The organism is Lactobacillus mulieris (assembly GCF_007095465.1).
Lineage (GTDB): Bacteria > Bacillota > Bacilli > Lactobacillales > Lactobacillaceae > Lactobacillus > Lactobacillus mulieris.
Window position 1 is genome coordinate 39223 of the sequence record NZ_SDGL01000005.1, and the last position, 25799, is coordinate 65021.

Consider the following 25799-nt stretch of genomic DNA (forward strand, 5'->3'; position numbering starts at 1 on the left):
GAGGTGCCTTTTCCTAGGTGCTCTCCCATCAAACAGCACTCGCTTAACTAGTACTTTTCTTATCCTCATCTTTGTCAGTATACTTTAACATTTTACCATATTTTTATTTAAATTGTGCAATTAAATCTCAAGTCTACGCATCTCATCTAAAAATTTCTTCGTCTTGAGATTCAAATCAACTGTTTGAAAATAAATTCGATCAATTGCTCTTCTAATTGCTTTTTTAGTATCAGGTTTCACATTTATTTGTCCTAAACGATTGATATTAACTAACCCCAACGTTCTAATCATGGCGACTTGCTTGGCATCCAAATGCATTCGAGCTACTTCATTAAAATGTTTTTGACAGATCACTCCACCTGCACTAATCGAATAATCAAAAGGGCCGTGTATTTCACCACAAATAGCACACTGCTTGAATTGTGGTCTTACTCCATATGCAGCTAGCATCTGAAGTTCAACTAATTGACAAATAATTTCAGGATCTTGTCCAGCATTTAACTTGGTCAAAGCCACTAATATCAAATTATAAAATTCACCTAAAGATTGGTATTCTACAAATGCATGATCCACCAAATCACAAAGATAACAAGCATAGCTATTTAAAGTTAAATCACTATATAAATTAGAAAATTGTTTAATATCTTTATAGGTTTTTAGGGGGCTCAAGCCCTTCTGGCTTGTCAAAACTTGATAATTTCCATAAGAAAATGCCAACACACTAGCACTTAATTTAGACTTAGGTCTAAGAGCTCCTCTCACCAGCATAGTAAAAATGCCCATGTCCTTACTAATTATCTTAGCTAAGACATCGGCTTCTTTATATCTTTGACGTTTAAATACAATCCCTGTTACTTCAACGACTTCTCTAGTCATTAAAACAAGTCCTTACTGTCATAACCAATTTGCTTTAAGAAGCTTGGATCAGTTCGCCAATTCTTTTGAACTTTTACCCATAAATGAAGATTAATTTTTTCACCTAATAAAGCTTCAACTTGCTTACGTGATTGAATTCCAATCTTTTTAAGCATACTACCACCCTTACCGATGATAATCTTCTTTTGGCCATCACGTTCCACATAAATTGTGGCTTCAACTTGCAATTTGCCATTAATTCTTTGATTCATTCTTTCAACTACAACTGCAGTAGCATGTGGAATTTCTTGTTGCGTTAAGCGCAAAATTTGTTCTCGAATTAATTCTGCAACAACAAAATATTCCGGACGATCAGTAACTTCATCACTACCATAAAATTGTGGTCCTTCTGGCAAATATTTGTATAAAGTAGCAACTAAATCTTCCATATTATTGCCGTTGGTTGCAGAAATTGGAACAATTTCTGCAAATTTTCCTAATTTTTGATATGACTCGATAACAGGAAGCAAGCTATCCGGATGAACCTGGTCAATTTTATTAATGATTAAGAAAATTGGAACTTTAACTTTGCTAAGTAAGTCAGCAATGTATTCATCACCTTTACCAACTTTTTCCGGTTCAACCATGAAAAAAACTAAATCAACATCATTTAATGATGAAAGACTAGCTTTATCCATATAATCATCTAATTTATTTTGTGGCTTATGAATGCCTGGAGTATCAACAAAAACAGCTTGTAAATTTTCAGTAGTGAAAATACCTGAAATTTTATTACGAGTTGTTTGAGATTTATTAGATGTAATAACAACTTTTTGTCCAATTAAATGGTTCATCAAAGTTGATTTACCTACATTTGGGCGCCCAATTAGCGCAACAAAACCAGATTTAAATTTACTTGTTTCTACCATCTGCTAAATCTCCATCTGTAAAGTAATAAGGTAAAATATCAGCTAAAGTTGTCATTTTATAGTCACCTTGAGCATTAGTTAAGATAATTTTACTATCAGCTTTCATAAATTCTGCCATAACTTGACGGCAAGAACCACATGGGGAAATTGGCCGACTAGTATTGCCAGTAATTAATAAGCATTTGATTGGATCATCCTTCAAACCTTGATTAACATAATTAAAAAGTGCTACTCGCTCTGCACAAATAGTTGAGCCATAAGCTGCATTTTCAATATTAACACCAGTAGTAATTTTTCCTGATTCTGTTAAAAGCGCTGCTGAAACATGAAATTTAGAATAAGGAGCATAAGCAGTATTCAAATGTGCAACTGCAAGTTCATATAACTTCTTTTCTTCAGTATTCATTACTTTCCACGTCCTTCATCTAATTGATCTGGATAAAGAGGAAGACCATATTCTTCTAGAACTTTCCCCTGAATGCCAAACATTTCCTTAGCTTCAGCAGGTTCAATATGATCATACCCATTCAAGTGTAAAAAGCCATGAACTAAAGTATAACCAAATTCTCTATCGAATCCTGTCCCATATTCTTCAGCATGCCGCTTAATCACACTGATGCACATGAACAAGTCACCTATATCTTCTGTGAAATCTGGATCTTCAATAAAGCTAGAAAGATCCACGCCTTCTTCTCCATCTTCAATTGCAAATGAAATTACATCTGTTGGGCGATCTTTACCTCGATAATCACGATTAATTTGGTGACTTTTATCTTCATCTACGAAGTTAATACTCATTTCTAAATTATTATCTTTACTAATTTCTTTCTTAGCCATGAGGAGTAAATCCATAATCCATTTGCGCCAATCACGACTTGTGTCAGCTAAGAAATTGGTTTCATCGTTATAAGTAATATCAATAGCGTCCATTAATGTCCTTCTTCTTCATAAGCTCTAATAATCTTGGCTACAACAGGGTGCCGCACAACGTCATTAAATGTAAAGTTAACAAACTTAACTTGATCTACATCTTTTAAAATATGCATTGCATCAAGTAAACCACTATGTTGTTTCCCTGGTAAGTCAACCTGGGTAACATCCCCGTTGACAATCATTTTAGAATTAAATCCAAGTCTCGTTAAAAACATTTTCATTTGGGCATCAGTTGTATTCTGAGCTTCATCCAAAATAACATATGCTTCATCTAAAGTACGACCTCTCATATATGCAAGAGGAGCTACTTCAATTACTCCTCGTTCCATCAACCTATTAGTCGTTTCAGTACCAAGGACGGCATACAATGAATCATAAATTGGGCGCAAATATGGATCAACTTTTTCTTTCAAATCACCTGGTAAAAATCCCAAACTTTCACCAGCTTCAACAGCTGGTCTAGTCAAAATAATTCGAGAAACTTCACCATTTTTAAAAGCACTAACTGCCATTACAACCGCTAGAAAAGTTTTACCAGTACCTGCTGGTCCAATTCCAAAAACAATATCACTTTTTTGAATAGCTGCAATATAAGCTTGTTGCCCAGCATTTTTCGGACGAATTGGACGCCCCTTGGCATCTCTAATCAAGATTTTATTATATAAATCACCAAAAAATTCAACTGTTCCTTTTTCAGCCATCTTCATAGCACTAACTACGTCTGGAGCTGCAATACTTACTCCAGAATTGACAACTTTTTCTAAGGCAGCTAATACTTTAATGACAAGTTTGACTTTCTTTTCGTCTGGCGAATCTATCAAGATGCCATCACCAGTATCGGCAACAGTTAAATCATAACCATCAGCCAATAATTTTAAATTAGAGTCATTAACTCCCACTAAACTCATAATATTTGCGGGATTTTGTGGCGTAAATGTAAATTGAGGCATTTCATCATCCTTTTAGTAAATTATTTAGAAAGTGCTGCTCCAACTAATTTAGAAACTTCTTTACCATCTGCTCGACCGGTAATCTTAGGTACAATTGCCTTCATTACTTTACCAAAATCAGCCTTGCTACTTGCACCAACTTCAGCAATTGTTTCATCTACTAGCTGACTTAATTCTGCTTCAGTAAATGGTTTTGGCATGTAACTTTCAACAATTTCAAGTTCTTTTTCAGTGGCAGCTACTAAGTCGTCACGACCTGCTTTTTTAAAGTCAGCAATTGATTCTTCACGTTGCTTCTTTTCCTTACCTAAAACGGCAAGTTCTTGTTCACGTGATAATTCATTATCTGAGAGCTTACCTTCATCCTTAATAGTGGCATACATTAAAGCTGACTTAAGCATTCTAATTGTTGCTAGTCTTTCCTTATCTTTAGCCTTCATAGCTTCTTTCATATCAGCCATGAGTTGATCCATTAATGACATTTGAAAAATCCTTCTTTCTTGGTGCAAAAAAGCTCCCGACAAAAACTATTCGTCGAGAGCTTTCTATTAATTAATAATGTCTACGCTTGCGAGCAGCTTCAGATTTCAACTTTCTGCGGACGCTTGGTTTTTCGTAGAATTCACGCTTGCGGTATTCTTGCAAAGTACCACTTCTAGAAACGGAACGCTTAAAACGACGAAGAGCATCATCAATTGACTCGTTTTCGTGAACAATAGTCTTGGCCATGTGAGATCCCTCCTTCCATTTCTTGGCAGTACTGCCATAACAATATAGTTAAATTATAGCCAAAAAGGTCCTTATACGTCAATAGTTCTTTTAGAAAAAATTTCAGAGTATAATAGAATTGAAAATATAAATGAGGTAAAAAGTTATGGAAAAAAGCAAAATTGTTAACATTATAATCATTTCCGACAGTGTTGGTGATACTGCCTTTAACTTAATGAAAGCTGCTGCAGCACAATATCCTGATGCTGAAGTAAACTACCGTCGTTATCCATTCATCACAACAATGGAAAAATTAGAAAAAGTTTTTGATGAACTTGATAGCTGTGAGCATATGTTAATTGGCTATACTCTTGTAAACAGTGATTTACAATTAGCGACTATTAAGTTTGCCCGTGAACATGGTGCAAAACCAGTCGATATTTTTTCAAGTGTCGTTGATGATATTCATGCAATGACAGGGCTTGAACCTTCAGGTCAAATTGGAGCTAGTCACCAATTAACCAAAAATTATTTTGATCGTATTTCAGCTATGGAATTTGCTGTCATGTATGATGATGGAAAAGACCCCAAGGGCTTTTTGGAAGCTGATGTTGTGTTACTTGGTGTTTCAAGAACAAGTAAGACTCCCCTTTCATTATTCTTGGCTAATAAAAATCTAAAAGTAGCCAATCTTCCACTAGTACCACAAACCCATATTCCAGATGAAATTTATCAAATTGATCCTAAAAAGATTATCGGTTTAACAAATGATCCGCAAGTTTTAAATGAAATTAGAGTTGCTCGGCTTAAGAGTTATGGACTTGATCCTGAAACTTCTTATTCAAATATGGACGCAATTAATAAGGAATTAGCTTCCGCACAAGCGCTCTTTACTAAGTTAGGTTGCTATGTTGTTAATGTTGCCCACCGTTCAATTGAAGAAACTGCAGCATTGATTTTACGTCATTTGGGAATTGAAGATGAAATGTAAAAATTAAAAAATCGCATCTCTTTTGAGGTGCGATTTTATTTTATATTTATTTAAACTAGTTCTTGTTCCTTAAAACGACCATAAACCTTTGCCACTTCACTTACACTAACAAAGGCATACGGATCGCAAGCAACAATAATATTATGAATATCATACATGTCATAGCGGTCAATAATGGTAAATAAAATTGTCTTTTCCGTATGACCATAAGCTCCTTCAACATCATGAATTATCGTAATCCCACGATGCATCTTTTCTTGAATACCATCAATAATTTTTTTAGGATGTTCAGTTACAATCATGACTTGCATCTTTTGATGCTGGGTATAAACAGTGTCAATTACCCGGCCGTTAATAAAAATGTTCAAAGCTGTATAAAGTGACCGGGTCCAGCCAAAGACAAAACCAGCCGCAATCACAATTAAAAGATTAATTGCAATATTAATTGATCCAAAACTTTGGCCCGTCTTTTTACGTAAAATGATACCTACAATATCTAACCCACCAGTTGAAATACCACTTTTCAAAGCTAATCCGGTACCAACACCATTGATTACGCCACCAAAAATAGCACAAATAAGCGGATCTAGCTTCCATTCTGGAGCAGGTAAACTATGCATCATAATCGAAGCAAGAAATACTGCAATAATCGTAAAAATAGTGAATTTCTTACCAATCTTAAACCAGCCTAAAATAAATAATGGCACATTTAAAGCAAAATAAAGCGTCGAAGTGGTCAAAGTGAATGGTAAGTATCTCTCTGATAAGGTATTAATCAGCTGAGCAAATCCTGTTACTCCTGAAGAATACATATGACCAGGTTGCCAGAAAAAATTCAAAGCCACAGCAACAGCAATTGCATATAAAAATGCTGCTGAAATTTTCGATAATAAATTATAACGTCGTGAGAGTCCTTCTAGTGATTCCATAAAAAAACCTTCTTAAATTAGTAACACAACTAGTTTACCAAATTTAGAAAGATTTTGTTTGTTATTTATATATTTTATTAATTATTTTTTGACCAGTGTTTTTCGATAAAAGCAGCACGTCCACCGGCTTCTTCCATCATGTACCGAAGTGGATTCTTTTGGTAGAAATATTGATGATAGTCTTCAGCTGGCCAGAACTTTTGCACCGGTTCAATTGCAACGACAATTTGCTTGTCAAATTTTCCAGAGTCAGCTAGTTCTTGCTTTGACTTTTCAGCTAAGGATTTTTCTTCTTCATCACTATAGTAAATTACTGGACGATACGTTTCACCACGATCTTGGAATTGTCCCATTTCATCAGTTGGGTCAACTACTTGCCAATAATATGACAAGAGCTTTTCATAAGACATTTTTTCTGGGTCATAAGTGATTTCAACAGCTTCTAAATGCCCTGTTGTATGATTACATACTTCTTCATAGGTTGGATTTTCTTTATGTCCTCCTGTATAACCAGAAATTACACTTTTAACTCCAGGTAAGGTATCAAATGGTGCTACCATGCACCAAAAACAACCACCAGCAAAAATCGCCTTTTTATATTCTGTCATTATTTTGCTCCTTCAAATAAAGCTAAATACTTTCCGTAACCCTCTTTTTCCAAATCTGCCTTAGGAATGAAACGCAAAGCAGCTGAATTAATGCAGTAACGCATTCCGCCTTGATCAACTGGACCATCATTAAATACATGGCCTAAGTGAGAATCGGCATCTTTACTTCTTACCTCAGTTCGCTCCATATTATGGCTACTATCACGTTTATAAACCACTTTTTCGATTGGTTTAGTAAATGCAGGCCAGCCACAACCTGAATTGTACTTATCTAAACTAGAAAAAAGTGGCTCACCGCTAACAACATCAACATAGATTCCCTCTTCAAAAAAGTCATCATACTTACCAGAGAATGGGTATTCTGTTGCAGCATGTTGTGTAACTTCATATTGCTCTTTACTTAGCTTTTTCAATGCAGCTTGTTTTTCACTTAAATCCATAAGAACACTTCCTTTTAATTAGTAGGATACTCAAAAATGACAAAAAAGACCAAGATTTTGCTCATCTTAGTCTTTGAAAAAATTATTCATTTTTAGAGTAAAATTTCTTTCTAAAAAATCCTATTATATAAACTAAAATAATAAGAAACTGCAAGCCTACAACAATGACTACTTCTGTCCAGAAAAACCAAATCAAACTTTCCTGAACAGAAGAACCTACTAAAATTGGGCCAATATTCATTGTAATATTCCAGATTGTTCCCAAACCGATAATGTGTTTTTTATAATCACACATAAAACAGCAAAAGTGAGAATTGCATCATATGACCAATCTTGCTTTTTTTCGTACTTCATCAAAGATATCCATTGGTAACATTTCTACAAATTGCCACTGACGATGGTTAAAATCAAATGCCTTAATCTGTTCCACATAGATAGTTCCATCAACTTGAGTCCTTGCATCCAGTTGAACGTGTAATGGATAGTCTTCTCCATTAAATGAATCATGTGATATTGGCACTACCCATGCAAAAGGTGATGTTTTTGCTAAAATATCGTTACTAATGACCACTGCTGGTCTACGCTTTTGAATTTCAGCTCCAATTGAAGGATCAAAATTAATATAGATAATACTACCACTCTGGGGATACTCTACCATAATTCTTCTCCTTCTGGCTTTACATTCTGCCATTCCTTTAAGTCATCAGGCACTTGGTATTCACCATGCCAATCTTTAAATAGTTCTTCAATCGAAGATGGCACTCTCTTAGCCGGTGTTAATGTAAGAACTCCACCTTTGCCTTTAGTAAATCGGTACTCAGTGCCGGGCTTTACATTAAAAGATTTGGGAATTGTTACTACTGTTGCATTACCTTGTATTCTTGCTTTTACAGTATCCATAAAATGCACCGCCTTTATTTAACTTAATGATAAACATATAATATCATAAGTAATTACAAAAGTAATCACATTTACTTATTTTTCGGTAAAAAATAATAGTGCTCTCAGAAGCCAGAAATAAAAAAGTTAAGATTACTTCACCAGTTGGTTGTCTAATATGGTATTCAATTTCAATATTTCTTTTTATCATTTTAATTCTCCAAAAAAAGACACTATAATGTCTTTCTAGTGTCTGCTATCATCTATCGTTCAAAACCTCTGCTCATAGCTAATTTTTTTGCTCTGAGTTTTGCTTTTGATTCAAACTTCTTTCTCATATTTTCTCTAATGCTTGCATTCTGCCATGATTCTCTCAAATTCTGTATTGCAGATGTTTTTAGCTTTAATTGCTTGTCATAAACTTTTTCTTGAGCAATTTCTTTTTTCATTTGCTTCAATATTAATGTTTAAAAACAGAATATAAGAATGACGAGAAAGTAGTTATAAATAGCACAATTGCTAGCAAAAAAAGAGGCCATAGTCCCTCTACTTACAATAAAATTCAACACGACTCAAATTTTAATAGATTGAGCGTACTGCTTATGGTTATTCAAATTACATTAATTTACTAACAAGAATTAGGTTAGAAGAAAAAAACAAGCAACTTCTTCATTGCTTGATTCTTTAAATCATTCTTCATCAACAGGATTTGACAAAGAGCTCTTTTAAATTAGTAGGATACTCAAAAATAGCAAAAAAGACCAAGATTTTGCTCATCTTAGTCTTTGAAAAAATTATTTACTAAACTTAACAATCTTCGTAAACATTGCGCGCTCTTCATCAGTAACCTTATGCGCAACTTCAATTACAGCAGCTTGGTTTTGCTCTAAAATCGTCTTGTGAATTGCTAAAGATAATTTTGGATCAAGTGAACTTGTAGCCTCATCAGCTAAAATGATTGGTCTTTCAGCTAATAAATCTCTCGCAATTTCAATTCTCTGAATTTGTCCGCCTGATAACTTATTACCTTTTTCACCCACTTGATAATTTAAACCTTTTTCTTCAACCAAGTCTTTTAAGCCAGCTTGATTAATGGCATAGTTTAATTTTTCTGAGCTAACCTTTCTCCCCAACGTAACGTTGTATTCTAAACTATCATCAAAAATAAATGGTTTTTGGTTAATATATGAAAAGTACGAATGTAGCTTTTTCCAGTTTCCAGTCTCATCTACTTGATTAATTTCAACTTTACCCGAACTTGGGGCAATTCTTCCTAACAGAATACCCAGTAAAGTTGTCTTACCCCAACCACTCGGAGCCATTAACAAAACTTTATCTTTAGGTTTAACGTCAAAATTAACATTATCAAACAATTGTTTATTTGGCACTTCATAAGAAAGGTTTGATACTTTTAATGAATTGAAATCTGATATTACTTCATTGACACTGTCATCGATCTTAAAGTTAAGTGCATCACTGACTTTACCCCAAATAGAATCAGTTGATTTAATAGCATTATATCTTTGGAAAATATCAACTACAGGATTGATAAAATCATTTGAAAGTTGAATTATCATTACCAATGTACCGGCGCCAATTTGATTATTAAACATTAAAATAGCCCCAATCAAAAATGGAATAATAAAGCTGAAAACATTAGCAATAGCTAGAATAAGTTCACCCACTGCTCCTTGTGTATAATTAAATTTCTTAAGAGCAACTTCCATATTCGTAGCACTATTGATAATTTTCTTAATTAAAACTGGTTGTACATCATAAAGAGCAACAGTTTTCGCGCCATTTAAACCATCGTTTACCTTTTGCGTATAAATAGCATTATTATCTTCCCAGATTTTTGATTTTTCTTGAATATTCTTAGTAAAGAACTTCTGAATGAAGCCTGGAATTAAGGTGGTAACCATGAAAATTAAAGTCAACAGCCAAGAATTGATTAAACCAACAGAAACAGCAATGACAAAAGTTATCCCCTGATAAATAACTAACAATTCATTTTGAATCTTTGCAGTTTCCACTTGCTTCATGTCATTCGTCAGCAAGCTCATACCATCTTTTTGAGAATCTTTTTGATTGTAAATTAAATATGTCACGATACGCTTCTTCAAACTCAAATTAATATCTTGGACAATATCATTTCGTAAATACCGGAATCCAAAATTAATAAACATAATAGCAATTAATGTAAGCGAGCCAATAGTGGCCGTTACAACAATCAATTGCACTGATCCTTGATGATTTTGAGCGGAATTTAACATAATTTTTGTTACGTAAGCTATAACAACATTACCAAGCGAACTAATAATTGCTAACAGCGAATATAGAACTAACTTCCACTTTGGTGCATATTTCAATGAAGTATTCATACTACCCCCCCTTTTTTATTACATGCATCCCTACTTAAATTTTACTATCTCAAACCATATTCATACAAAGAATGTATCTCGCAAATTTAAGTTAATTATTTCAATCAAAAAACAAGCAAAATTACTTGCTTGTTTTTCTATTATTCAAATTACTTTTGTTTTCTTTTAATAAAGTTGAAGAGTCCTAATTTATCATTATCTGTCAATTTTCCAATTGGTTGTTGCCTAAAAATCCATTTTTGGGGAAGCTTATACAATTTGTGAATATCTACATATGATTGTTTCTTTAGACCTGCTTGGTTCCACTCTTCAATTGGGTAATATAAATTTTTAATCTGAATTGATTTATTTTTAAACTGACTAGTTATTTTAAAAACCATAACACTATCTTGACTAATTTCAATTACGAGAGCTGGCCGAACTTTGCTTCTATTATTCTCGTCAAATGGGACATTGGCAATATAAATATCCATTGGTTCCATCAACCATTAACCATCCAATCATGGAATTCTGGAGATTTCTTAGGATTATAATGCCCTTCTTTATCAATTTCTACATTTTCAACAGGAATTTGTTTTACTAGATTAGCCCAATCTAATGCTGTTGGTAATTTTTTTATTGTAATTTCGTCGCCTTCTACCTTAAAAGATAATTCTGTTCCTTTGGTTAAGCCTAAAGCTTTACGAATTGATGCCGGAATAACAATTTGGCCTTTTTGTGACATTCTTCCTGTCATTACATTATCCATAATTTGCCTCCATTTCTTACATCTTACGTCTTACTAATTTTATCACATATTTATTTTGCAAAAAAGAAAAACACTTCGTACTAAAGAAATAAGATTTAGTTAAATTATTGAACTCATTTTAAAACTTTCCCCCAAAAAATACAAAAATAGCCTAGTTCCATTTCGAACTAGACTATTTTCTTAATTATTCATGATCCTTAATATCAGCTTCAGCTTCTTTTTCAAGTTCTTTTTGGTTGTCATCACGTACACTTCTTGCAGAAGCAGTAACTTCGATTCCAAGTTCAGCCATTTGTTCATCTGAAACAGGAGATGGAGCCTTCATCATTGGTTCACTTGCACTTGCAGTCTTAGGGAAGGCAATAACGTCACGAATGTTATCCTTACCAGTTAAGAGCATTGCAAATCTATCAAGACCAATTGCTAAACCTGCATGTGGTGGGAATCCCATGTCTAAAGCATCAAGTAAGAAGCCAAATTGTTCGTAAGCCTTTTCCTTAGTAAAGCCAAGAGCCTTAAGCATCTTAAGTTGGATGTCCTTCTTATGGATACGGATTGAACCACCACCAAGTTCGTAACCGTTCAAGATGATATCGTAACTTCTTGCGTGAGCTTTGTGTGGTTCAGTTTCAAGAAGCTTGATACCTTCATCATCTGGCATAGTGAATGGGTGGTGAGCTGCAATCCATTGATCATCGCCTTCATCATATTCAAACAATGGCCAATCAACAACCCATTCAAAGTGGTAATCATCCTTAGATACCATGTTAAGTTCAATGGCAATTGAACGTCTTAAGTAACCTAAAGCATCACAACATACCTTCCACTTGTCAGCAACAAAGAGTAACAATTCGCCACCCTTTAAGTTGTAGATCTTCTTAAGTTGTTCAGCTTCATTATCAGTAATAAAGCGACTAACTGGACCTGAGAATTCACCATCTTCAAACTTAGCCCAAGCCAAGCCCTTAGCGTGGAAGCGCTTGATGTATTCTTGCTTTTCTTCAATCTTCTTACGGCTATATGCCTTTGCCCCGCCTTCAACAGCAATAGCCTTAACAAAACCACCATCAGCAATAGCACCTGAGAAGACTTTAAAGTCAGAATCCTTGAAGACTTCATTTAAGTCTTGAATCTTCATATCAAAACGCATATCTGGTTTGTCACTACCGTAGTAGTTCATAGCATCGTTCCAAGTAATTCTTGGAAGTGGTAACTTAATATCTACTCCTTTAACATCATGCATTACCTTTTGCAAAAGACGTTCAGTGATGTCTTGAACACCCTTTTCATCAAGGAATGAAGTTTCCATATCAATTTGAGTAAATTCTGGTTGACGGTCACCACGTAAGTCTTCATCACGGAAACAACGTGCAATTTGATAATATTTGTCAAAACCAGCACCCATTAATAATTGCTTAAACAATTGAGGTGATTGTGGTAATGCATAGAAACTACCTGGGTAAACACGTGAAGGTACTAAGTAGTCACGTGCACCTTCTGGTGTTGACTTACCTAAATCAGGAGTTTCAATATCAATGAAGCCTTCACTATCAAAGAATTCGTGAACAGCTGTAGTAATCTTTGAACGAGTGATTAAAGCTCTTTGTAAAGTTGAACGACGTAAGTCAAGGTAACGGCACTTAAGCTTAGTTTGTTCATTTGCACTTAAGTCATCCTTGATTTCAAATGGTGGGTTCTTAGCTTCGTTTAGGATGGTAATTGTAGTAGCATCAACTTCAACTTCACCAGTTTTCATTTCTGGATTAACGCTACTTCTCTTAACTACCTTACCCTTAACTTCAATAACATATTCGTTACCTAAGCTGTCAGCTTTATCCATTAAATCCTTACCAGAATCATGGTTAACCACAACTTGAACGATACCTTCACGGTCACGTAAATCAATAAAAATTAAGTTACCCAAGTTACGGACTCTTTGTACCCAGCCGTACAAAGTTACTTCTTGATCTAAATATTGGCTGGTAATGTTACCACAATAATCAGTTCTCTTGTCCATTGTTAGTTTTTATCTCCCTAAAAGTTTTTCATAGCTTCGCTAATGTTATTCATTTCATCCCAGCTAAACTTGATTTGCTTGCCGTCGGCTAAACGTTTAATTGAAACATTTCCTTCGGCAAGTTCTTTTTCACCCAAAGTAATTACAAATTCGGCATGAACACGGTCAGCTTTCTTGAATTGGTTTTTAAGCTTCTTTTGATCTACATCATATTGAACTTTTTTACCTTGCTTACGTAAAGTTCTGGCAAGTTCAACGCTCTTCATCGCAGTTCCTTCACCAATGTTAGCAATGAAGAAGTCAATTCCAGTATCAGCAAACAATTCTGGGTTTTGCTTTTCAAGTACAAGCATCAAACGCTCTTCACCAATACCAAAACCAACAGCTGGTGTTTCAGGTCCACCAAATTCTTCAACTAAGTGATTATATCTTCCCCCACCTAATACAGTAGTTGGAGAAGCCCACAAATCAGTATCAGCAACCATAAATTCAAAAATCACACCAGTATAGTAATCAAGCCCACGAACTAAGTCATCATCTAAAACATATTTAATGCCTAACTTATCCAAAGCGTCAGTTATATATTTGAAATTAGCTTTTGATTCATCATCTAAATAATCCACAATTCTTGGCGCATTTGGTAAAAATTGCTTATCTTGTTCTTCTTTAGAATCAAGAATTCTTAGTGGGTTTTTACCCAAGCGTCTTTGAGAATCTTCTGATAATTGATCTTTTACTGGAGTAAAGTAATCAACTAAAGCATCATGATACTTTTGGCGAACATCTTCATTACCAAGTGAATTGATATGAAGTTCAAAATTCTTAACACCTAACTTATTAAGTAAGTCGTTCCCCATCATAATTGTTTCAATATCAGCTAATGGATTATTTGAGCCAAAGCTTTCACAACCAATTTGGTGAAATTCACGTTGACGGCCTGCTTGTGGTCTTTCATATCGGAACATAGATTCAATGTAATAAACATTAAATGGTTTTACGACATCTGGACCATACATCTTATTTTCAACAAATGATCTAACTACCCCAGCAGTTCCTTCTGGACGCAAGGCAATATGACGACCACCTTTATCGTTAAAGTCATACATTTCCTTTTCAACGACATCACTAGTTTCACCGGATGAACGAGAAAAGACTTCATAACTTTCAAAGCTAGGAGTTCTAATTTCACGGTAATTTGCTTGTTTGAAAAAGTCACGTGCAATTTGTTCAACTTTTTCCCAATTTCCTGAAACTTCAGGCAAAATATCAACTGTACCTTTTGGCTTTTGTACCTTCATTAACTACACCCTTTTTATGTTTAAATTTTGCAACTAAAAAGAGCGCCCGGGAATATATCCAAGGGCGCTCAAATAGCACGGTACCACCTTTTGCTTGCTACGATTAACGCTCGCCACACGAACCATTATCTGCTAAAGGGGTCACAGATTGCTACTCTATGTCCTTTCACCCAAACGGACACTCTCTGAAAATAAGTTTCAATCTTCAATTCTTCGTCATTGATAATTCTTTTATAGCTTACTTTTTTCTTTCATTAAAGTCAATACTAATCAAGATCTAAAACGATTGTGAAAGGGCCATCATTTTCAAGTTCAACTTTCATATCTGCCCCAAAGTGACCTGTTTCCACGTGGAAGCCAAGTTGCTTTAACTCTTGATTGAAATCTTGCCATAATTCATCAGCCTTGGGTGGTCGCATAGCATTGACAAAGCTAGGCCGATTTCCCCTTTTAGTATCTGCCAATAAGGTAAACTGACTAACACTTAAGATTTGGCCTTTTACATCAGCCAAACTTAAGTTTGTTTTTCCTTCTTCATCCTCAAAAATGCGCATTTTAGCTATTTTTTGAGCTGCCTTGGCAATTACTTTCTCATTATCATCTTGTCCAATACCAACTAATAACAAAAAGCCACGCTTAATCTTACCTACAACTTCATCATCGATTTTCACTTGTGCGTGATTAACTCTTTGAATAACAACTCTCATTAATTATCAGACCTCTTTGTTGAATATACATCTGGTATATCGCGCAAGCGACTCAAAGCTTCATTTAGCTGCTGAGAGTCCTTAACAGTAATCGTAACGTAAATATGGGCAATATTTTCTTCATTTACTTTACCAGAAATATTTTTAATATTTTTAGTTAAACTATTTAACTTATTAATTACATCACTAAGTAAGCTAGAACGATTGTAACCAAAAATTTCAATGTTGGCATTGAATGTTTCTGAGCGTTCTCCGACATTTTCCCAATCAACATCAATCAAACGCCCCTCTTTAGCTGCTTCATCAGTCACATTGCGGCAATCTGTCCGGTGAATAGTTACACCACGGCCTTTTGTAACATAGCCAATAATTTCATCACCAGGAACTGGATTGCAACATTTAGCTAAGTGCAACATTAAGTCACTTACGCCTTGAATAACGACACCATTATTATGTTTTACATGCATAACTGCACGATTTGGAGTAATATTTTTAGTTTCTTCAGTTGCCGTTTGCCCAGCATTCAGAATTTTTTCTTCTAATTCTTTTTGCTTTTTATTTTCTTCTTTACGTAAATCTTCAGTTAAACGATTAACAATTCCAATTGCAGAAACTTCACCGTAACCAACTTGTGAGAACATCTCATCTTCAGAATGATAATTTAATTGGTCAAGTAATTTTTGAATGTGCTCTTTATCAAGATATTCCTTTGCATTCAAGCCACGTTCTCTAAGTAAATTAGCAACGTCACTACGGCCTTTCTCAATGTTTTCATCCTTGCGTTGCTCTTTTAGAAAACGTCTAATTTTGTTACGAGCCCGTGATGTTTTGACCATATTCATCCAATCTGGTGATGGTTCGGCATTAGACTGTGTCAAAATTGAGACAACATCACCATTTTTAAGACGATAATCAAGTGGGACTAACTTGTCATTAACTTTTGCACCAACAGCATGACTTCCAACTTGAGTGTGGATTGCATAGGCAAAATCCAGTGGGACAGAACCCTTTGCTAATTCATAAACATCCCCTTTTGGAGTAAAGACATAAACTGAATCTGAAAAGATATCAGATTTCACACTCTTCATAAACTCATCAGCATTACTAGTTTCATCTTTTAATTCCAAAATTTCTCGAAACATATCTAATTTGCGACCAGCACTAGTTGCTTCAACAGCTTGAGTGTCACCTTTTTTATATGCCCAGTGTGCGGCAACCCCATATTCAGCCACTTCATGCATTTGTTGAGTTCTAATTTGAATTTCAAGAGGTTTCCCACCTGGTCCAATAATCGTAGTATGCAATGATTGATAGCCATTAGCCTTTGGAACAGCAATATAATCTTTAAACCTTCCAGGCATTGGCTTCCACTTAGTATGAACAGCACCAAGCACGGCATAACAATCGCGCACATTTTGAACTATCACACGAACAGCAAGTAAATCAAAGATTTCACTAAAATCTTTATGCTTATTCACCATCTTTTTGTAAATAGAGTAAATATGCTTAGGTCGACCATAAATATCATATTTAATATGCAAACTATCTAAGGTATCTTTTAAATAAGCAATTGCCGTTTCAATATAGCCTTCGCGCTCACTACGCTTAGAGTTCATCTGGTTGACAATATTGTAGTAGGCTTCAGGGTTTAGATAATGCAAGCTCATATCTTCAAGCTCCCATTTAATTGTCCCAATACCTAAACGATCTGCCAGCGGCGCATAAATATCTAAAGTTTCTGATGCAATTCGGCGTTGCTTATCGGGGCGTAAATGGTCAAGGGTATGCATATTATGCAAACGGTCTGCCAATTTAACCATAATTACCCGCAAATCTTTTGCCATAGCAATCAGCATTTTTCGGTGATTTTCAGCTAAAAATTCTTCATGTGACTTATATTCATACTTGTTTAGCTTTGTTACCCCATCAACAATAAAAGCTACATCTTCACCAAATTCACGCTTTATATCATCATTAGTAACTGAAGTATCTTCAACTGTGTCATGTAAAAATCCCGCAGCAACAGTATCTGGATCTAGTCCTAAATTTGCTAAAGTCCCAGCAACTTGAGTTGGGTGAATAATATATGGCTGTCCGCTTGCTCTTTTTTGACCTGAATGTGCTTTATCTGCATATTCATAAGCTCTTTCTACAAAAGCAAGTTGTTCTTTATTCATATATTTTTTACATGCAGAGATAACCTCTTCATGGGTCATTTCAATGTATTTAGACATCTTACTCACCTACTCCAAAATTTAGTTTTTATAAATATTGCCCTTCAATGAGCCAAAAAATTCCATAATTAAATAAATAATAATTAAAACTAAATTATACTTAGCATATCGTGATAATACAACTAATAAAAACACAATTGGCAAAAATAACAGCCAATACTTCTTAAGATTCCTATCATTTATTACTTTTCCTACCTGATAACTAATCAAACTATTTAAAATAATAAAAATAAATCCTACTCGCCAAGTTAATTTTATTTGTAATAAACTTGAGCCATATGCTAAAAGAACCAATAATAGTGTCCACCAAATTACTGGCATAAAGGAATAACTATTTAATTTTTTAATCCAGCTTGCTTCTAATATTTTCTTTTTGGCTAGCTGTAATTTTGCCATATTATCCAACTCTTTCTGTTTTAATTTCTTTTAATTCTAGCACTTTATTCTGGTTTACGTTCAATTAATAGGCAAACCCAACGTCCTTCTTGCATAGTGGTTTTTACAGAAAAACCATTTTCTGCTAAACTTTGTTTAACTTTTTCTGCTTGTAAATAATCAATCCCAGAAAAAATAATTTTACCATTAGGAGCAAGGTGATCATTCAGTTCAGGAATTAGATCAAATAAGATTTCAGCTAAAATATTAGCTAAAATTAAGTCAAATTTACCATTTATATTTTTTAACAAGTTAGCTTTAATAACTTTAATATTGTTAAGTTTATTAAGTGCAATATTCTCGTTAGCTGCTGTAACTGCCTCATCGGAAATATCCGTAGCAAGAACACTTTCTGCTCCTAATTTGCTAGCCGCAATCGCTAAAATCCCCGAACCAGTTCCAACATCTAAAACCTTAGCAGGTTTTGTCATACTACGTTCAAGTGCCATCATTACCAACTGAGTAGTAGTATGTCCCCCGGTCCCAAAAGCTAGTCCTGGATCTAGAGTAATAACTTTTTGGTCTGGGAACTCAGGTTGATAATCTTCCCATTCAGGAACGATTGCCAAGTGACGAGAGAAATTAAGAACGTGATAATATTTCTGCCAAACTTTATTCCAATCTTTATCTTGAACATAGTCATAACTAATTTCTTTTTTGCCAGTATCAAGACCATAAGATTCTAATTCTGTTAATTTATCCTTATATTGTTCAATTAGTTCCTGAGGGTCACGTTCTTGATCAAAATAAGCGATAAATTCCATATCATCAGGCAAGTTTTCTATATCATCGAAATCAACTACCGTAGAATCATTAGCCCAGCCTGCTTGTTCAAAATCACTGCGCTTTCTTGCTTCAACTCCTAAAGCCTTAACTTGTTCTTGACTAAAATAAGTTAGCGCATCTTCAATTTCATGGCTAGTTTGCAATTTTATCAATAATAATTTCATTAATCAGACTCCAATCTATTTTTGACACTACGTTTGACCATGATATGATGGTAAAGGTGATAAAAATGTCAAAGAAACGTAAAAAAGATAAACTCGAAAAAACATTAGTAGAAAAGATTCTCGATCGAGAAAAAATTCCTTACGAGCAAAAAGAATTTGAAACCCATGAAGAACATGGTGTTTTTCAAATGGATACTTCTATTTTAGAACAAGACCAACGTCTGGTCTACAAGACGCTTGCTTGTGAAGGAAATAAAACAGGTCCACTTGTTGCTGTTTTACCTATTACTGAACATTTAGATTTAAAAAAATTAGCTAAAGTTTCTGGTAATAAAAAATGTGAAATGTTGCCACTAAAGAAGTTGGAAAAAACAACTGGCTATGTTCATGGTGCTAATACTCCGATTGGTATTCATTTTAATGACCATTATCCGATTTATCTTGACAACAGTATGAAAAATGAAGAAAAAATCATTGTTTCCTCTGGGAAAGTCGGGCGAAGTGTCCAATTGGCCCCTCTAGACTTACAAAAAGTGGTTGAAGGGACTTTTGGTGATTTGTTAGAAAAATAACCACTAATATTTAATTATAAAAAAACAAGAGTTATCGTGAAGATGAACTCTTGTTTTTTTGAATAGTCTTTAACTTTATGAAGCATGGCGCCATTTACTATCTGTCAAAATTCTAGCTGCAATCAAACCAAGTGGTAATGCAATAACAATCATAATTGCTTCAGTAGCCCAATAAGCCCCTAGGCTTATTCGAGTCAAACCTAAATTGAAAACAGCTCGATACATATAAAGTCCCGGCACCATGATAACTACTGACGGAACTGTAATAGCTATTCTTGGGTAACCAACTTTTTCACGTATAAATGAAGCAAGTAATCCGGAAAGAAGCACACCTATAAAAGCAGCCAATGCTGGTGGCATATGACCATAATCTACTAAACTTAAACGTAAAGTATTGGAAATTGCTCCAATAACAGCAGTTAAGGCCGCATAATTAACTTTAGAGTTAAACATTAAACTGAAGCCAAAAACTCCACAAAAACTGGCAATTAACCTAAAAATCGTTAAGTTAACAGGATTTAAGCCTAATTTGGTCATATCTCCAGGGTGAATCCCAATTAACAAGGCAGTTGCCCAACCTACAGTCGTAGCTACAATAATAATTAATAATGCATATGCCATTCTTTCAAGGCCGGATCTCATATCTAACTTCGATAAGTCAAGGCCTGCAGTAATAAATGGGAAGCCAGGAATTACGAACAGCATCGAACCAATATAACCAAAAATATGACTAGACCGAATATTAAAAATAAAATGTAATAATTGGAAAGCTAAAAAATACGTTACACAAGCCACAAAAACAGCGGTAGCAACTTTAGCAACCATTGTTATATGCCTTTGTCCCATTTTCATTCGAGTGTAATTACCACATCCCGCCCCAAAGAATGCACATACAATTTCAGGTATACCGCCACCAAGCAAAAAGATAAAACCTGCACAAGCAATTGCCGCAGCTAAGCCCGCAATTACTGGTGTATAACGGCTTTTTAAATGTTCAATTTCCCCTAATCGACGGTGAATTTGACCAATATTCCAGTTGCCATCTCCTGCTTCAAATTGTCTAACAAAACGCTCTAATTCATTAAGTTTAGTCATATTAATACCGGTTGAAGGTAAAGTTAAAGTTTGACTATATGACTGGTTATTTACATCAAAACATGTGCAATCAATTGTTAATAAGCCAATATCTGCTGAACATGTAATATCTAATGCACGAGCAATTGTATTCATCGAATCGCGCACTCTCCATGATCCAGTACCACAGCTCAAAATCATTAATCCAACACGTCCAACAATACTTGCTTTTTCGACAAGTGTTGCCTTCTTAGCCGGAGTTTCATCTTTACTTTTAAAAAATTCCTCCCATTGTATTTTCATGTGGTGAGAATTTGATAAATGATGTCCCATATCTATTTTGTCTATTTCCTTTACCATTAAATTGTTCCCTCTTCCAAGGCCAGAAAAATTGTTATAATCAACAAATCTGCACAGCCACCAAGACTGTAGTTTTTTTCAGAAAAAAGGTTATCAAGCCTTGATAAATAAGCTAATGCTTCAGCTTCTTTGGCTCCTCCCAAATCAAGAAAATGCTTGCTCCATTTTTTTAGCTCATCTAATTTCTCTATACTACCGGCGCGCTTAATAAAATTTGAATCTTCTGTTACACTTGCTATTTTCATCAATGTATCTAGCAGCTTTTCATTAAGAGTTCCTGTAGCTTGTCTTAAAAATGGGAGTGAAATTTGATTTACTATTGGGTATCCGGCTTCAGCCTGGCCACGAATACCGGCTTTGCCATATTTTTGATATTCAATTTCACCTGCAGTTTTTGGATTTTTAATGTTTGCTAAATCACGTTCAACTAGTCCCTGTGTCATTGATTGAACAATTTTAAAAACATCACAATTATTACTTTTTGCATAACTACAAGCGCAAACAAAAATACCAAGCGAAAAAATTGCCCCTTTATGAGTATTTATACCTTTAGTGCTAGCAAACATCCTTTGCTCAGCCTTTATTCCATGCTTTCGAAGTTTTTCAAACATATCTGACAATTTTCCATCATAATTACGTCCCAATTCTTCGGCTTTTTCAAAATAAGTACGTAAACTCAGGGTACTATCAATAAAAGTATAAATATCCATATCAGGATGAGAGCCGTGAGTTGCAGGATCAACCAATCCTGGCTTAGGCAAAGTTACTACCTCATAAAGCAACGCCTTAATAGCTAAATCAGCATGTAGATATTTCACTTGTATCCCTTCTTTTAATTAAATAACTTTATCATTTTACCATATTTTACTAGCTATACATTTTAAAATTTAACTAGAACAAAAAAATAGGCTTCAAAGAAGCCTATTTTGTACGGATATTTAATTATTTTCAATATTAAGCATTTTAAAATATTTTTTTCTTTAATGCAAGCTTAATCTCTAACTTCTTTGATAGTGTCAATTACAGTACCATCACGGTATTCAATAACTGCAACTGTTCTATCAGTATATTTAAGTTTATTAGGAACACCAACTTGCTTTTCAGCTAATTTTTGTAATTCATCCATTGTAACTAGATGAATACTTGGAACCTTCTTGAAGCAATCAATTAAATCTTGCCGCTTAGGGTTGACAGCAACACCTCGTTCGGTAACAACAACATCAATTGAGTCACCTGGAGTAACTACGGTTTCAACATTCTTAACAACAGTAGCATTTCTACCTCTAACAAGTGGGGCAGTAATAATTGTCATCTTGGCATTTGCAGCATCTTGGTGACCACCAATCGCACCACGAATAACACCGTCTGAACCAGTCATAACGTTGACGTGGAAGTTAGTGTCAATTTGAAGGGCTGATAAAATTGCTACATCAAGGTTGTTAACTACAGCTCCCTTATTATGTGGATCAGCATACCATGAAGCATCAATTTCTTGTTGATTACGGTTCTTAGCCATTGAAGCAGCAGCACCCTTATCAAAGTCTTGAACGTCCATAACTTTCTTGACTAAACCTTCTTCAAGCAAGTCACAAGTTGGCTTGGTAATACCACCCAAAGCAAATGAAGCGGTAATTCCCTTGTCAAGCATTGATTGACGCAAGTATCTAGTAACTGCAAGAGCAGCACCACCAGAACCAGTTTGGAATGAAAATCCTTCCTTGAAGTATGGTGAGTTAACGATTACATCATTAACCATTTGAGCAATCATTAATTCTTTAGGGTCTTTAGTGAAACGAGTAGCACCTGAACCAATCTTATTAGGGTCCCCAATTTCATCTACTTTAACAACATAATCAACTTGAGTTTGCTTAATTGATGCAGGAGTGTTTGGATATGGTACCACGTTATCAGTCAATAACACAACCTTATCAGCATATTGAGCATCCATTAGGGCATAACCTAGTGAACCGAAAACTGCCTTGCCATCTTGTCCATTTGCATTACCTGCTGGATCAGAAACAGGAACTCCCAAAAAGGCAACGTCAATCTTGATTTCGCCGTCTTCAATTGAACGAGCACGGTTACCATGTGAACGGAAAATTACTGGGTTTTTTAAACCACCATGAGAAACAAAGTCACCAAGTGAACCACGCATTCCAGATGAAGTAATATTAGTTATAACACCCTTTTTAATAGCTTCAATTACCTTGTCATTCATGACACCAGTTAATGATGAAGGTGCTAAAGTTAAATCTTTATAACCTAGTTTAATAATGACATCCATTACTTTATTAAAAGCATAATCACCATTTCTAAAATGGTGGTGGAAAGAAATAGTCATTCCATCTTTCAAGGTTTCTTTAACTACATCTTCAATTGAGTCTACCACCTTGTTTTCACCAGCAGTAACGTGAACCTTAGGTGCAACTCTTTGAATATCAGGATGACCAATTTCAACTGATTCAAAAGGTTTTAAGTTTAATTTTTCTAACACATCTGCAGGCATTTCGCGATTAATACTATTCTCCAATGTAGTTGCCCTCCTCATCAATTAAGTTAGAAGCTTTAGCAGTTTCTAATACTCTATTTGCCTTGTCCACGATAGGCTTATCAACCATTTTACCATTCATTGAAATAACACCACTACCCTTGGCACGGGCTTCACGAATGGCATTTTGAACATTCTTAGCATTTTCAATTTCTTCTTTACTTGGGTTAAATACCTTATTAACCATTTGGATTTGTCTAGGGTTAACCAAACTCTTACCATCAAATCCGAGTTGGTGAATGTAGTTGGTTTCGCGATAAAAGCCTTCAGTATCCTTCATGTTTGAGAAGACTGAATCAAAGGCATAGATACCAGCAGCACGACATGAATGTAAAACCATGTTACGAGCAAATTCCATTTCGCGTCCATCTGGATAACGGTGCGTATGCATATCTGAAGTGTAGTCTTCGCCAGATAAAGCCATACCCATCATCAAGTCAGTTGAAGTAGCAATACTTGGTGCATTTAAAACACCTTGGGCACTTTCAATCGCAGCCATAACACCAATTGAACCCTTTTCAATGCCATATTCTTCTTCAGCTTTTTCCATATCAGCAATTAATTTCTTAATCATATCTGCAGATTCAGTCTTAGGCAAACGAATAACATCAACGCCAGCCTTAACCATTGCCTTAACGTCTTCTTCATAAAATGGAGTATCTTGGCCATTAATTCTAACAACCACTTCACTGCCGCCAAAGTCTACAGTCTTGATTGCCTCATAAACAAGTAAACGAGCAGCATCCTTTTCTGTTAAAGAAACTGAGTCTTCCAGGTCAAGCATGATTGAATCAGCACCATAAATACCTGCATCCTTAATCATAGCTGGGTTATTACCAGGGACGAACATCATAGTCCGACGCAAACGATTTTTGATATAAGTCATTTATAGCACCTCCAATGCAGGTTTATCAGTAGTTTGAGTAGCTCTTTGAGCAGCTGCTAAGGTCCGGGCCTTAATTACACAGTCAAGTGCCCCTTTGTCGACTGCCTTAACTTTTGCATTTGTCAAACCAAATGATTTCAAAGTATCAGTAATAACGCTCTTAATTTGATCACCATATGCTTTAGCAACATCTGATTCAAGGGTAATCTCAATACCATTGTTACCATTCATAATCATAATTTGAATGTCAGATGATTCTAAAGTGCCAGCTACTGCTGTTGTCTTAATTTCCATCTATTTTCATTCCTTCCCGGATACGTCTTTGTAATTCTTTTTTATTTGCTTTGATAAATTCCGCTGTGGATGCCGGAACCAAGTCTTCGATAGCGGCAAGGTCGTCTGCTTTAATTAATTGTCTTACCTTGGTTGCTGTTACAGTTGTTTTACCTTTTTCAAGACGCGGAATTAAATGTACTTCAATGTCAGGCTCTAATTCACGCTGCAAGCTGTCATTATAAATACTCGTTGCATGAGAAAAAGGTTCTGTTCCAACATAGCGCCGCTTAATTGATAACGCAGGGGCAATTACGTTTTTAAAAACTCTTGCATCAATCGTCGTCTGATTTTCAATTAAGCTATCTGCGCTCTTCAAAAAATAGGCAGGAAATGTAGCTGCTGATACCATATAACTATCTCCACTAACCACGACTACATTTTTAAACTCGCTACAGCCTTTTCTAACTAGTTCAAAACGCTCTTGAGAGTTAAATAATGACAAGTCAGTTGCAACCACAAAAACATAAACTAAATCATTTTCTTGGCTTGCCTTTTCAACTAAGTAGCGATGCCCCAAAGTAAAGGGATTGGCATTCATAACAATGCCAGCAACTTTCTTATCTATTTGCCCATCAATTCGCGGTAAACTGCTCAAATAGTCATTTACATCAGGACTACCGTTTTCTAAAAAAGCAGCCTCATCTGTTCTAGCCAATTCACTAAAACCTAAATGCTTAAAACTATCGGCATATTTAACCTTGGTAAAAACAAACATATGAAAAATTTGCTGAGTAAAGAGATATTGGCTTAACGCCGTAACAATCTTGTTAAATCGTTGTCCAGGTTCACTATCTTTGTTGCAAACGGCAATATACTTCAGCACATTGCCGGCCACACTACCTGTTCCAACTAATTTTCCCTCTTCATCAACCAAACCTAAAGTATGGTCAATCACAGCAACTTCTCTTTCAGAAAAATTATGCAAATCTAGCTTTTCCAAGAAGCTCATCCAGCGTTTTTTAGTTGTGGGGTCATTTAAATAAAGATCAACAACTTTATCCAAAATTCTGCCTCCTTTCTTTGTGTAACAA

The 25799-nt window shown here is 35.1% G+C and carries 30 protein-coding genes; 2 read left to right on the forward strand and 28 right to left on the reverse strand.

Translation table 11 applies throughout. The annotated features are described in order from the left end of the window. Window positions 1-120: 120 nt before the first annotated feature. The 7 genes from recO to rpsU form a co-directional block, all read right to left on the reverse strand. The gene (gene recO, locus ETI37_RS03010) at window positions 121-876 is read right to left on the reverse strand and encodes a DNA repair protein RecO (RefSeq protein WP_006586790.1); all 756 of its coding nucleotides are present in this window, start codon (window positions 874-876) and stop codon (window positions 121-123) included. Next, window positions 876-1784 (reverse strand): GTPase Era, encoded by a 909-nt coding sequence (gene era, locus ETI37_RS03015; protein ID WP_006586791.1) that lies wholly within the window; start codon window positions 1782-1784, stop codon window positions 876-878. Before era ends, recO begins: the two co-directional genes overlap by 1 nt. Next, entirely contained in the window at window positions 1768-2190 is a 423-nt protein-coding gene (cdd, locus tag ETI37_RS03020) for a cytidine deaminase (RefSeq protein ID WP_006586792.1), read from the reverse strand. The genes era and cdd overlap by 17 nt, the downstream gene beginning before the upstream one ends. Beyond that, complete coding sequence (ybeY, locus tag ETI37_RS03025) at window positions 2190-2714, reverse strand: rRNA maturation RNase YbeY (RefSeq protein WP_006586793.1); 525 nt, start codon at window positions 2712-2714, stop codon at window positions 2190-2192. The genes cdd and ybeY overlap by 1 nt, the downstream gene beginning before the upstream one ends. Beyond that, window positions 2714-3667 carry a PhoH family protein gene (locus ETI37_RS03030; RefSeq protein WP_006586794.1) on the reverse strand — a complete coding sequence of 318 codons (954 nt, stop codon included), beginning with the start codon at window positions 3665-3667 and terminating at the stop codon, window positions 2714-2716. The genes ybeY and ETI37_RS03030 overlap by 1 nt, the downstream gene beginning before the upstream one ends. Window positions 3668-3687: 20 nt before the next feature. Then, complete coding sequence (locus tag ETI37_RS03035) at window positions 3688-4149, reverse strand: GatB/YqeY domain-containing protein (RefSeq protein ID WP_006586795.1); 462 nt, start codon at window positions 4147-4149, stop codon at window positions 3688-3690. 70 nt (window positions 4150-4219) lie between these two features. Continuing rightward, the gene (gene rpsU / locus ETI37_RS03040) at window positions 4220-4396 is read right to left on the reverse strand and encodes a 30S ribosomal protein S21 (RefSeq protein ID WP_002880182.1); all 177 of its coding nucleotides are present in this window, start codon (window positions 4394-4396) and stop codon (window positions 4220-4222) included. 145 nt (window positions 4397-4541) lie between these two features. Here rpsU and ETI37_RS03045 point away from each other — a divergent pair, with 145 nt between their 5' ends. Next, window positions 4542-5366 carry a pyruvate, water dikinase regulatory protein gene (locus ETI37_RS03045; RefSeq protein WP_006584812.1) on the forward strand — a complete coding sequence of 275 codons (825 nt, stop codon included), beginning with the start codon at window positions 4542-4544 and terminating at the stop codon, window positions 5364-5366. 50 nt (window positions 5367-5416) lie between these two features. Here ETI37_RS03045 and ETI37_RS03050 read toward each other — a convergent pair whose 3' ends face one another. The 15 genes from ETI37_RS03050 to prmA all read right to left on the reverse strand — a co-directional run bounded on the left by ETI37_RS03050 (window position 5417) and on the right by prmA (window position 18992). Further along, window positions 5417-6295, reverse strand: coding sequence for a YitT family protein (locus ETI37_RS03050; RefSeq protein WP_006586796.1), 879 nt, complete (start codon window positions 6293-6295; stop codon window positions 5417-5419). 77 nt (window positions 6296-6372) lie between these two features. After that, a complete protein-coding gene (gene msrA / locus ETI37_RS03055) occupies window positions 6373-6903 on the reverse strand; it encodes a peptide-methionine (S)-S-oxide reductase MsrA (protein ID WP_006586797.1) in 531 nt (176 codons plus the stop codon). Then, window positions 6903-7343, reverse strand: a complete 441-nt coding sequence (gene msrB / locus ETI37_RS03060; protein WP_006586798.1) for a peptide-methionine (R)-S-oxide reductase MsrB — start codon at window positions 7341-7343, stop codon at window positions 6903-6905. Before msrB ends, msrA begins: the two co-directional genes overlap by 1 nt. Window positions 7344-7662: 319 nt before the next feature. Next, the gene (locus ETI37_RS03070; protein ID WP_006586800.1) at window positions 7663-8001 is read right to left on the reverse strand and encodes a type II toxin-antitoxin system PemK/MazF family toxin; all 339 of its coding nucleotides are present in this window, start codon (window positions 7999-8001) and stop codon (window positions 7663-7665) included. Further along, window positions 7995-8243, reverse strand: coding sequence for a type II toxin-antitoxin system PemI/MazE family antitoxin (mazE, locus tag ETI37_RS03075; protein WP_006586801.1), 249 nt, complete (start codon window positions 8241-8243; stop codon window positions 7995-7997). The genes ETI37_RS03070 and mazE overlap by 7 nt, the downstream gene beginning before the upstream one ends. Before the next feature lie 242 nt (window positions 8244-8485). Further along, entirely contained in the window at window positions 8486-8671 is a 186-nt protein-coding gene (locus ETI37_RS03080; protein ID WP_006586802.1) for a hypothetical protein, read from the reverse strand. A gap of 345 nt (window positions 8672-9016) precedes the next feature. Beyond that, entirely contained in the window at window positions 9017-10603 is a 1587-nt protein-coding gene (locus ETI37_RS03085) for an ATP-binding cassette domain-containing protein (protein ID WP_006586803.1), read from the reverse strand. Window positions 10604-10752: 149 nt separating this feature from the next. Beyond that, window positions 10753-11085, reverse strand: a complete 333-nt coding sequence (locus tag ETI37_RS03090; protein ID WP_006586804.1) for a type II toxin-antitoxin system PemK/MazF family toxin — start codon at window positions 11083-11085, stop codon at window positions 10753-10755. After that, entirely contained in the window at window positions 11085-11351 is a 267-nt protein-coding gene (locus ETI37_RS03095) for an AbrB/MazE/SpoVT family DNA-binding domain-containing protein (protein ID WP_006587336.1), read from the reverse strand. The genes ETI37_RS03090 and ETI37_RS03095 overlap by 1 nt, the downstream gene beginning before the upstream one ends. 184 nt (window positions 11352-11535) lie before the next feature. Next, window positions 11536-13368, reverse strand: coding sequence for an aspartate--tRNA ligase (gene aspS / locus ETI37_RS03100; RefSeq protein WP_006586806.1), 1833 nt, complete (start codon window positions 13366-13368; stop codon window positions 11536-11538). A gap of 17 nt (window positions 13369-13385) precedes the next feature. Further along, window positions 13386-14666, reverse strand: a complete 1281-nt coding sequence (hisS, locus tag ETI37_RS03105) for a histidine--tRNA ligase (protein WP_006586807.1) — start codon at window positions 14664-14666, stop codon at window positions 13386-13388. A 266-nt stretch (window positions 14667-14932) separates the two neighbouring features. Further along, window positions 14933-15373: a D-aminoacyl-tRNA deacylase gene (gene dtd, locus ETI37_RS03110; protein ID WP_006586808.1), complete on the reverse strand. Its 441-nt coding sequence runs from the start codon at window positions 15371-15373 to the stop codon at window positions 14933-14935. Then, the gene (locus tag ETI37_RS03115; RefSeq protein ID WP_143458390.1) at window positions 15373-17607 is read right to left on the reverse strand and encodes a RelA/SpoT family protein; all 2235 of its coding nucleotides are present in this window, start codon (window positions 17605-17607) and stop codon (window positions 15373-15375) included. The genes dtd and ETI37_RS03115 overlap by 1 nt, the downstream gene beginning before the upstream one ends. Window positions 17608-17628: 21 nt before the next feature. Continuing rightward, window positions 17629-18003 (reverse strand): hypothetical protein, encoded by a 375-nt coding sequence (locus tag ETI37_RS03120; RefSeq protein WP_006586810.1) that lies wholly within the window; start codon window positions 18001-18003, stop codon window positions 17629-17631. Between the two features lie 44 nt (window positions 18004-18047). Then, entirely contained in the window at window positions 18048-18992 is a 945-nt protein-coding gene (prmA, locus tag ETI37_RS03125) for a 50S ribosomal protein L11 methyltransferase (protein ID WP_006587338.1), read from the reverse strand. Window positions 18993-19057: 65 nt separating this feature from the next. Here prmA and ybaK point away from each other — a divergent pair, with 65 nt between their 5' ends. Next, window positions 19058-19564, forward strand: coding sequence for a Cys-tRNA(Pro) deacylase (gene ybaK / locus ETI37_RS03130; protein ID WP_006587339.1), 507 nt, complete (start codon window positions 19058-19060; stop codon window positions 19562-19564). A 75-nt stretch (window positions 19565-19639) separates the two neighbouring features. Here ybaK and ETI37_RS03135 read toward each other — a convergent pair whose 3' ends face one another. From ETI37_RS03135 to citC, 6 genes are all read right to left on the reverse strand, one after another. Then, entirely contained in the window at window positions 19640-20998 is a 1359-nt protein-coding gene (locus tag ETI37_RS03135) for a threonine/serine exporter family protein (protein ID WP_006586813.1), read from the reverse strand. Beyond that, window positions 20998-21816: a triphosphoribosyl-dephospho-CoA synthase CitG gene (gene citG / locus ETI37_RS03140; protein WP_006586814.1), complete on the reverse strand. Its 819-nt coding sequence runs from the start codon at window positions 21814-21816 to the stop codon at window positions 20998-21000. The genes ETI37_RS03135 and citG overlap by 1 nt, the downstream gene beginning before the upstream one ends. A gap of 173 nt (window positions 21817-21989) precedes the next feature. Further along, window positions 21990-23528 (reverse strand): citrate lyase subunit alpha, encoded by a 1539-nt coding sequence (citF, locus tag ETI37_RS03145; protein ID WP_006586815.1) that lies wholly within the window; start codon window positions 23526-23528, stop codon window positions 21990-21992. Further along, a complete protein-coding gene (gene citE / locus ETI37_RS03150; protein WP_006586816.1) occupies window positions 23518-24432 on the reverse strand; it encodes a citrate (pro-3S)-lyase subunit beta in 915 nt (304 codons plus the stop codon). The genes citF and citE overlap by 11 nt, the downstream gene beginning before the upstream one ends. Next, window positions 24433-24726 carry a citrate lyase acyl carrier protein gene (gene citD, locus ETI37_RS03155; RefSeq protein WP_006586817.1) on the reverse strand — a complete coding sequence of 98 codons (294 nt, stop codon included), beginning with the start codon at window positions 24724-24726 and terminating at the stop codon, window positions 24433-24435. Further along, window positions 24716-25771, reverse strand: a complete 1056-nt coding sequence (citC, locus tag ETI37_RS03160; RefSeq protein WP_006586818.1) for a [citrate (pro-3S)-lyase] ligase — start codon at window positions 25769-25771, stop codon at window positions 24716-24718. Before citC ends, citD begins: the two co-directional genes overlap by 11 nt. Between the last annotated feature and the right edge of the window lie 28 nt (window positions 25772-25799).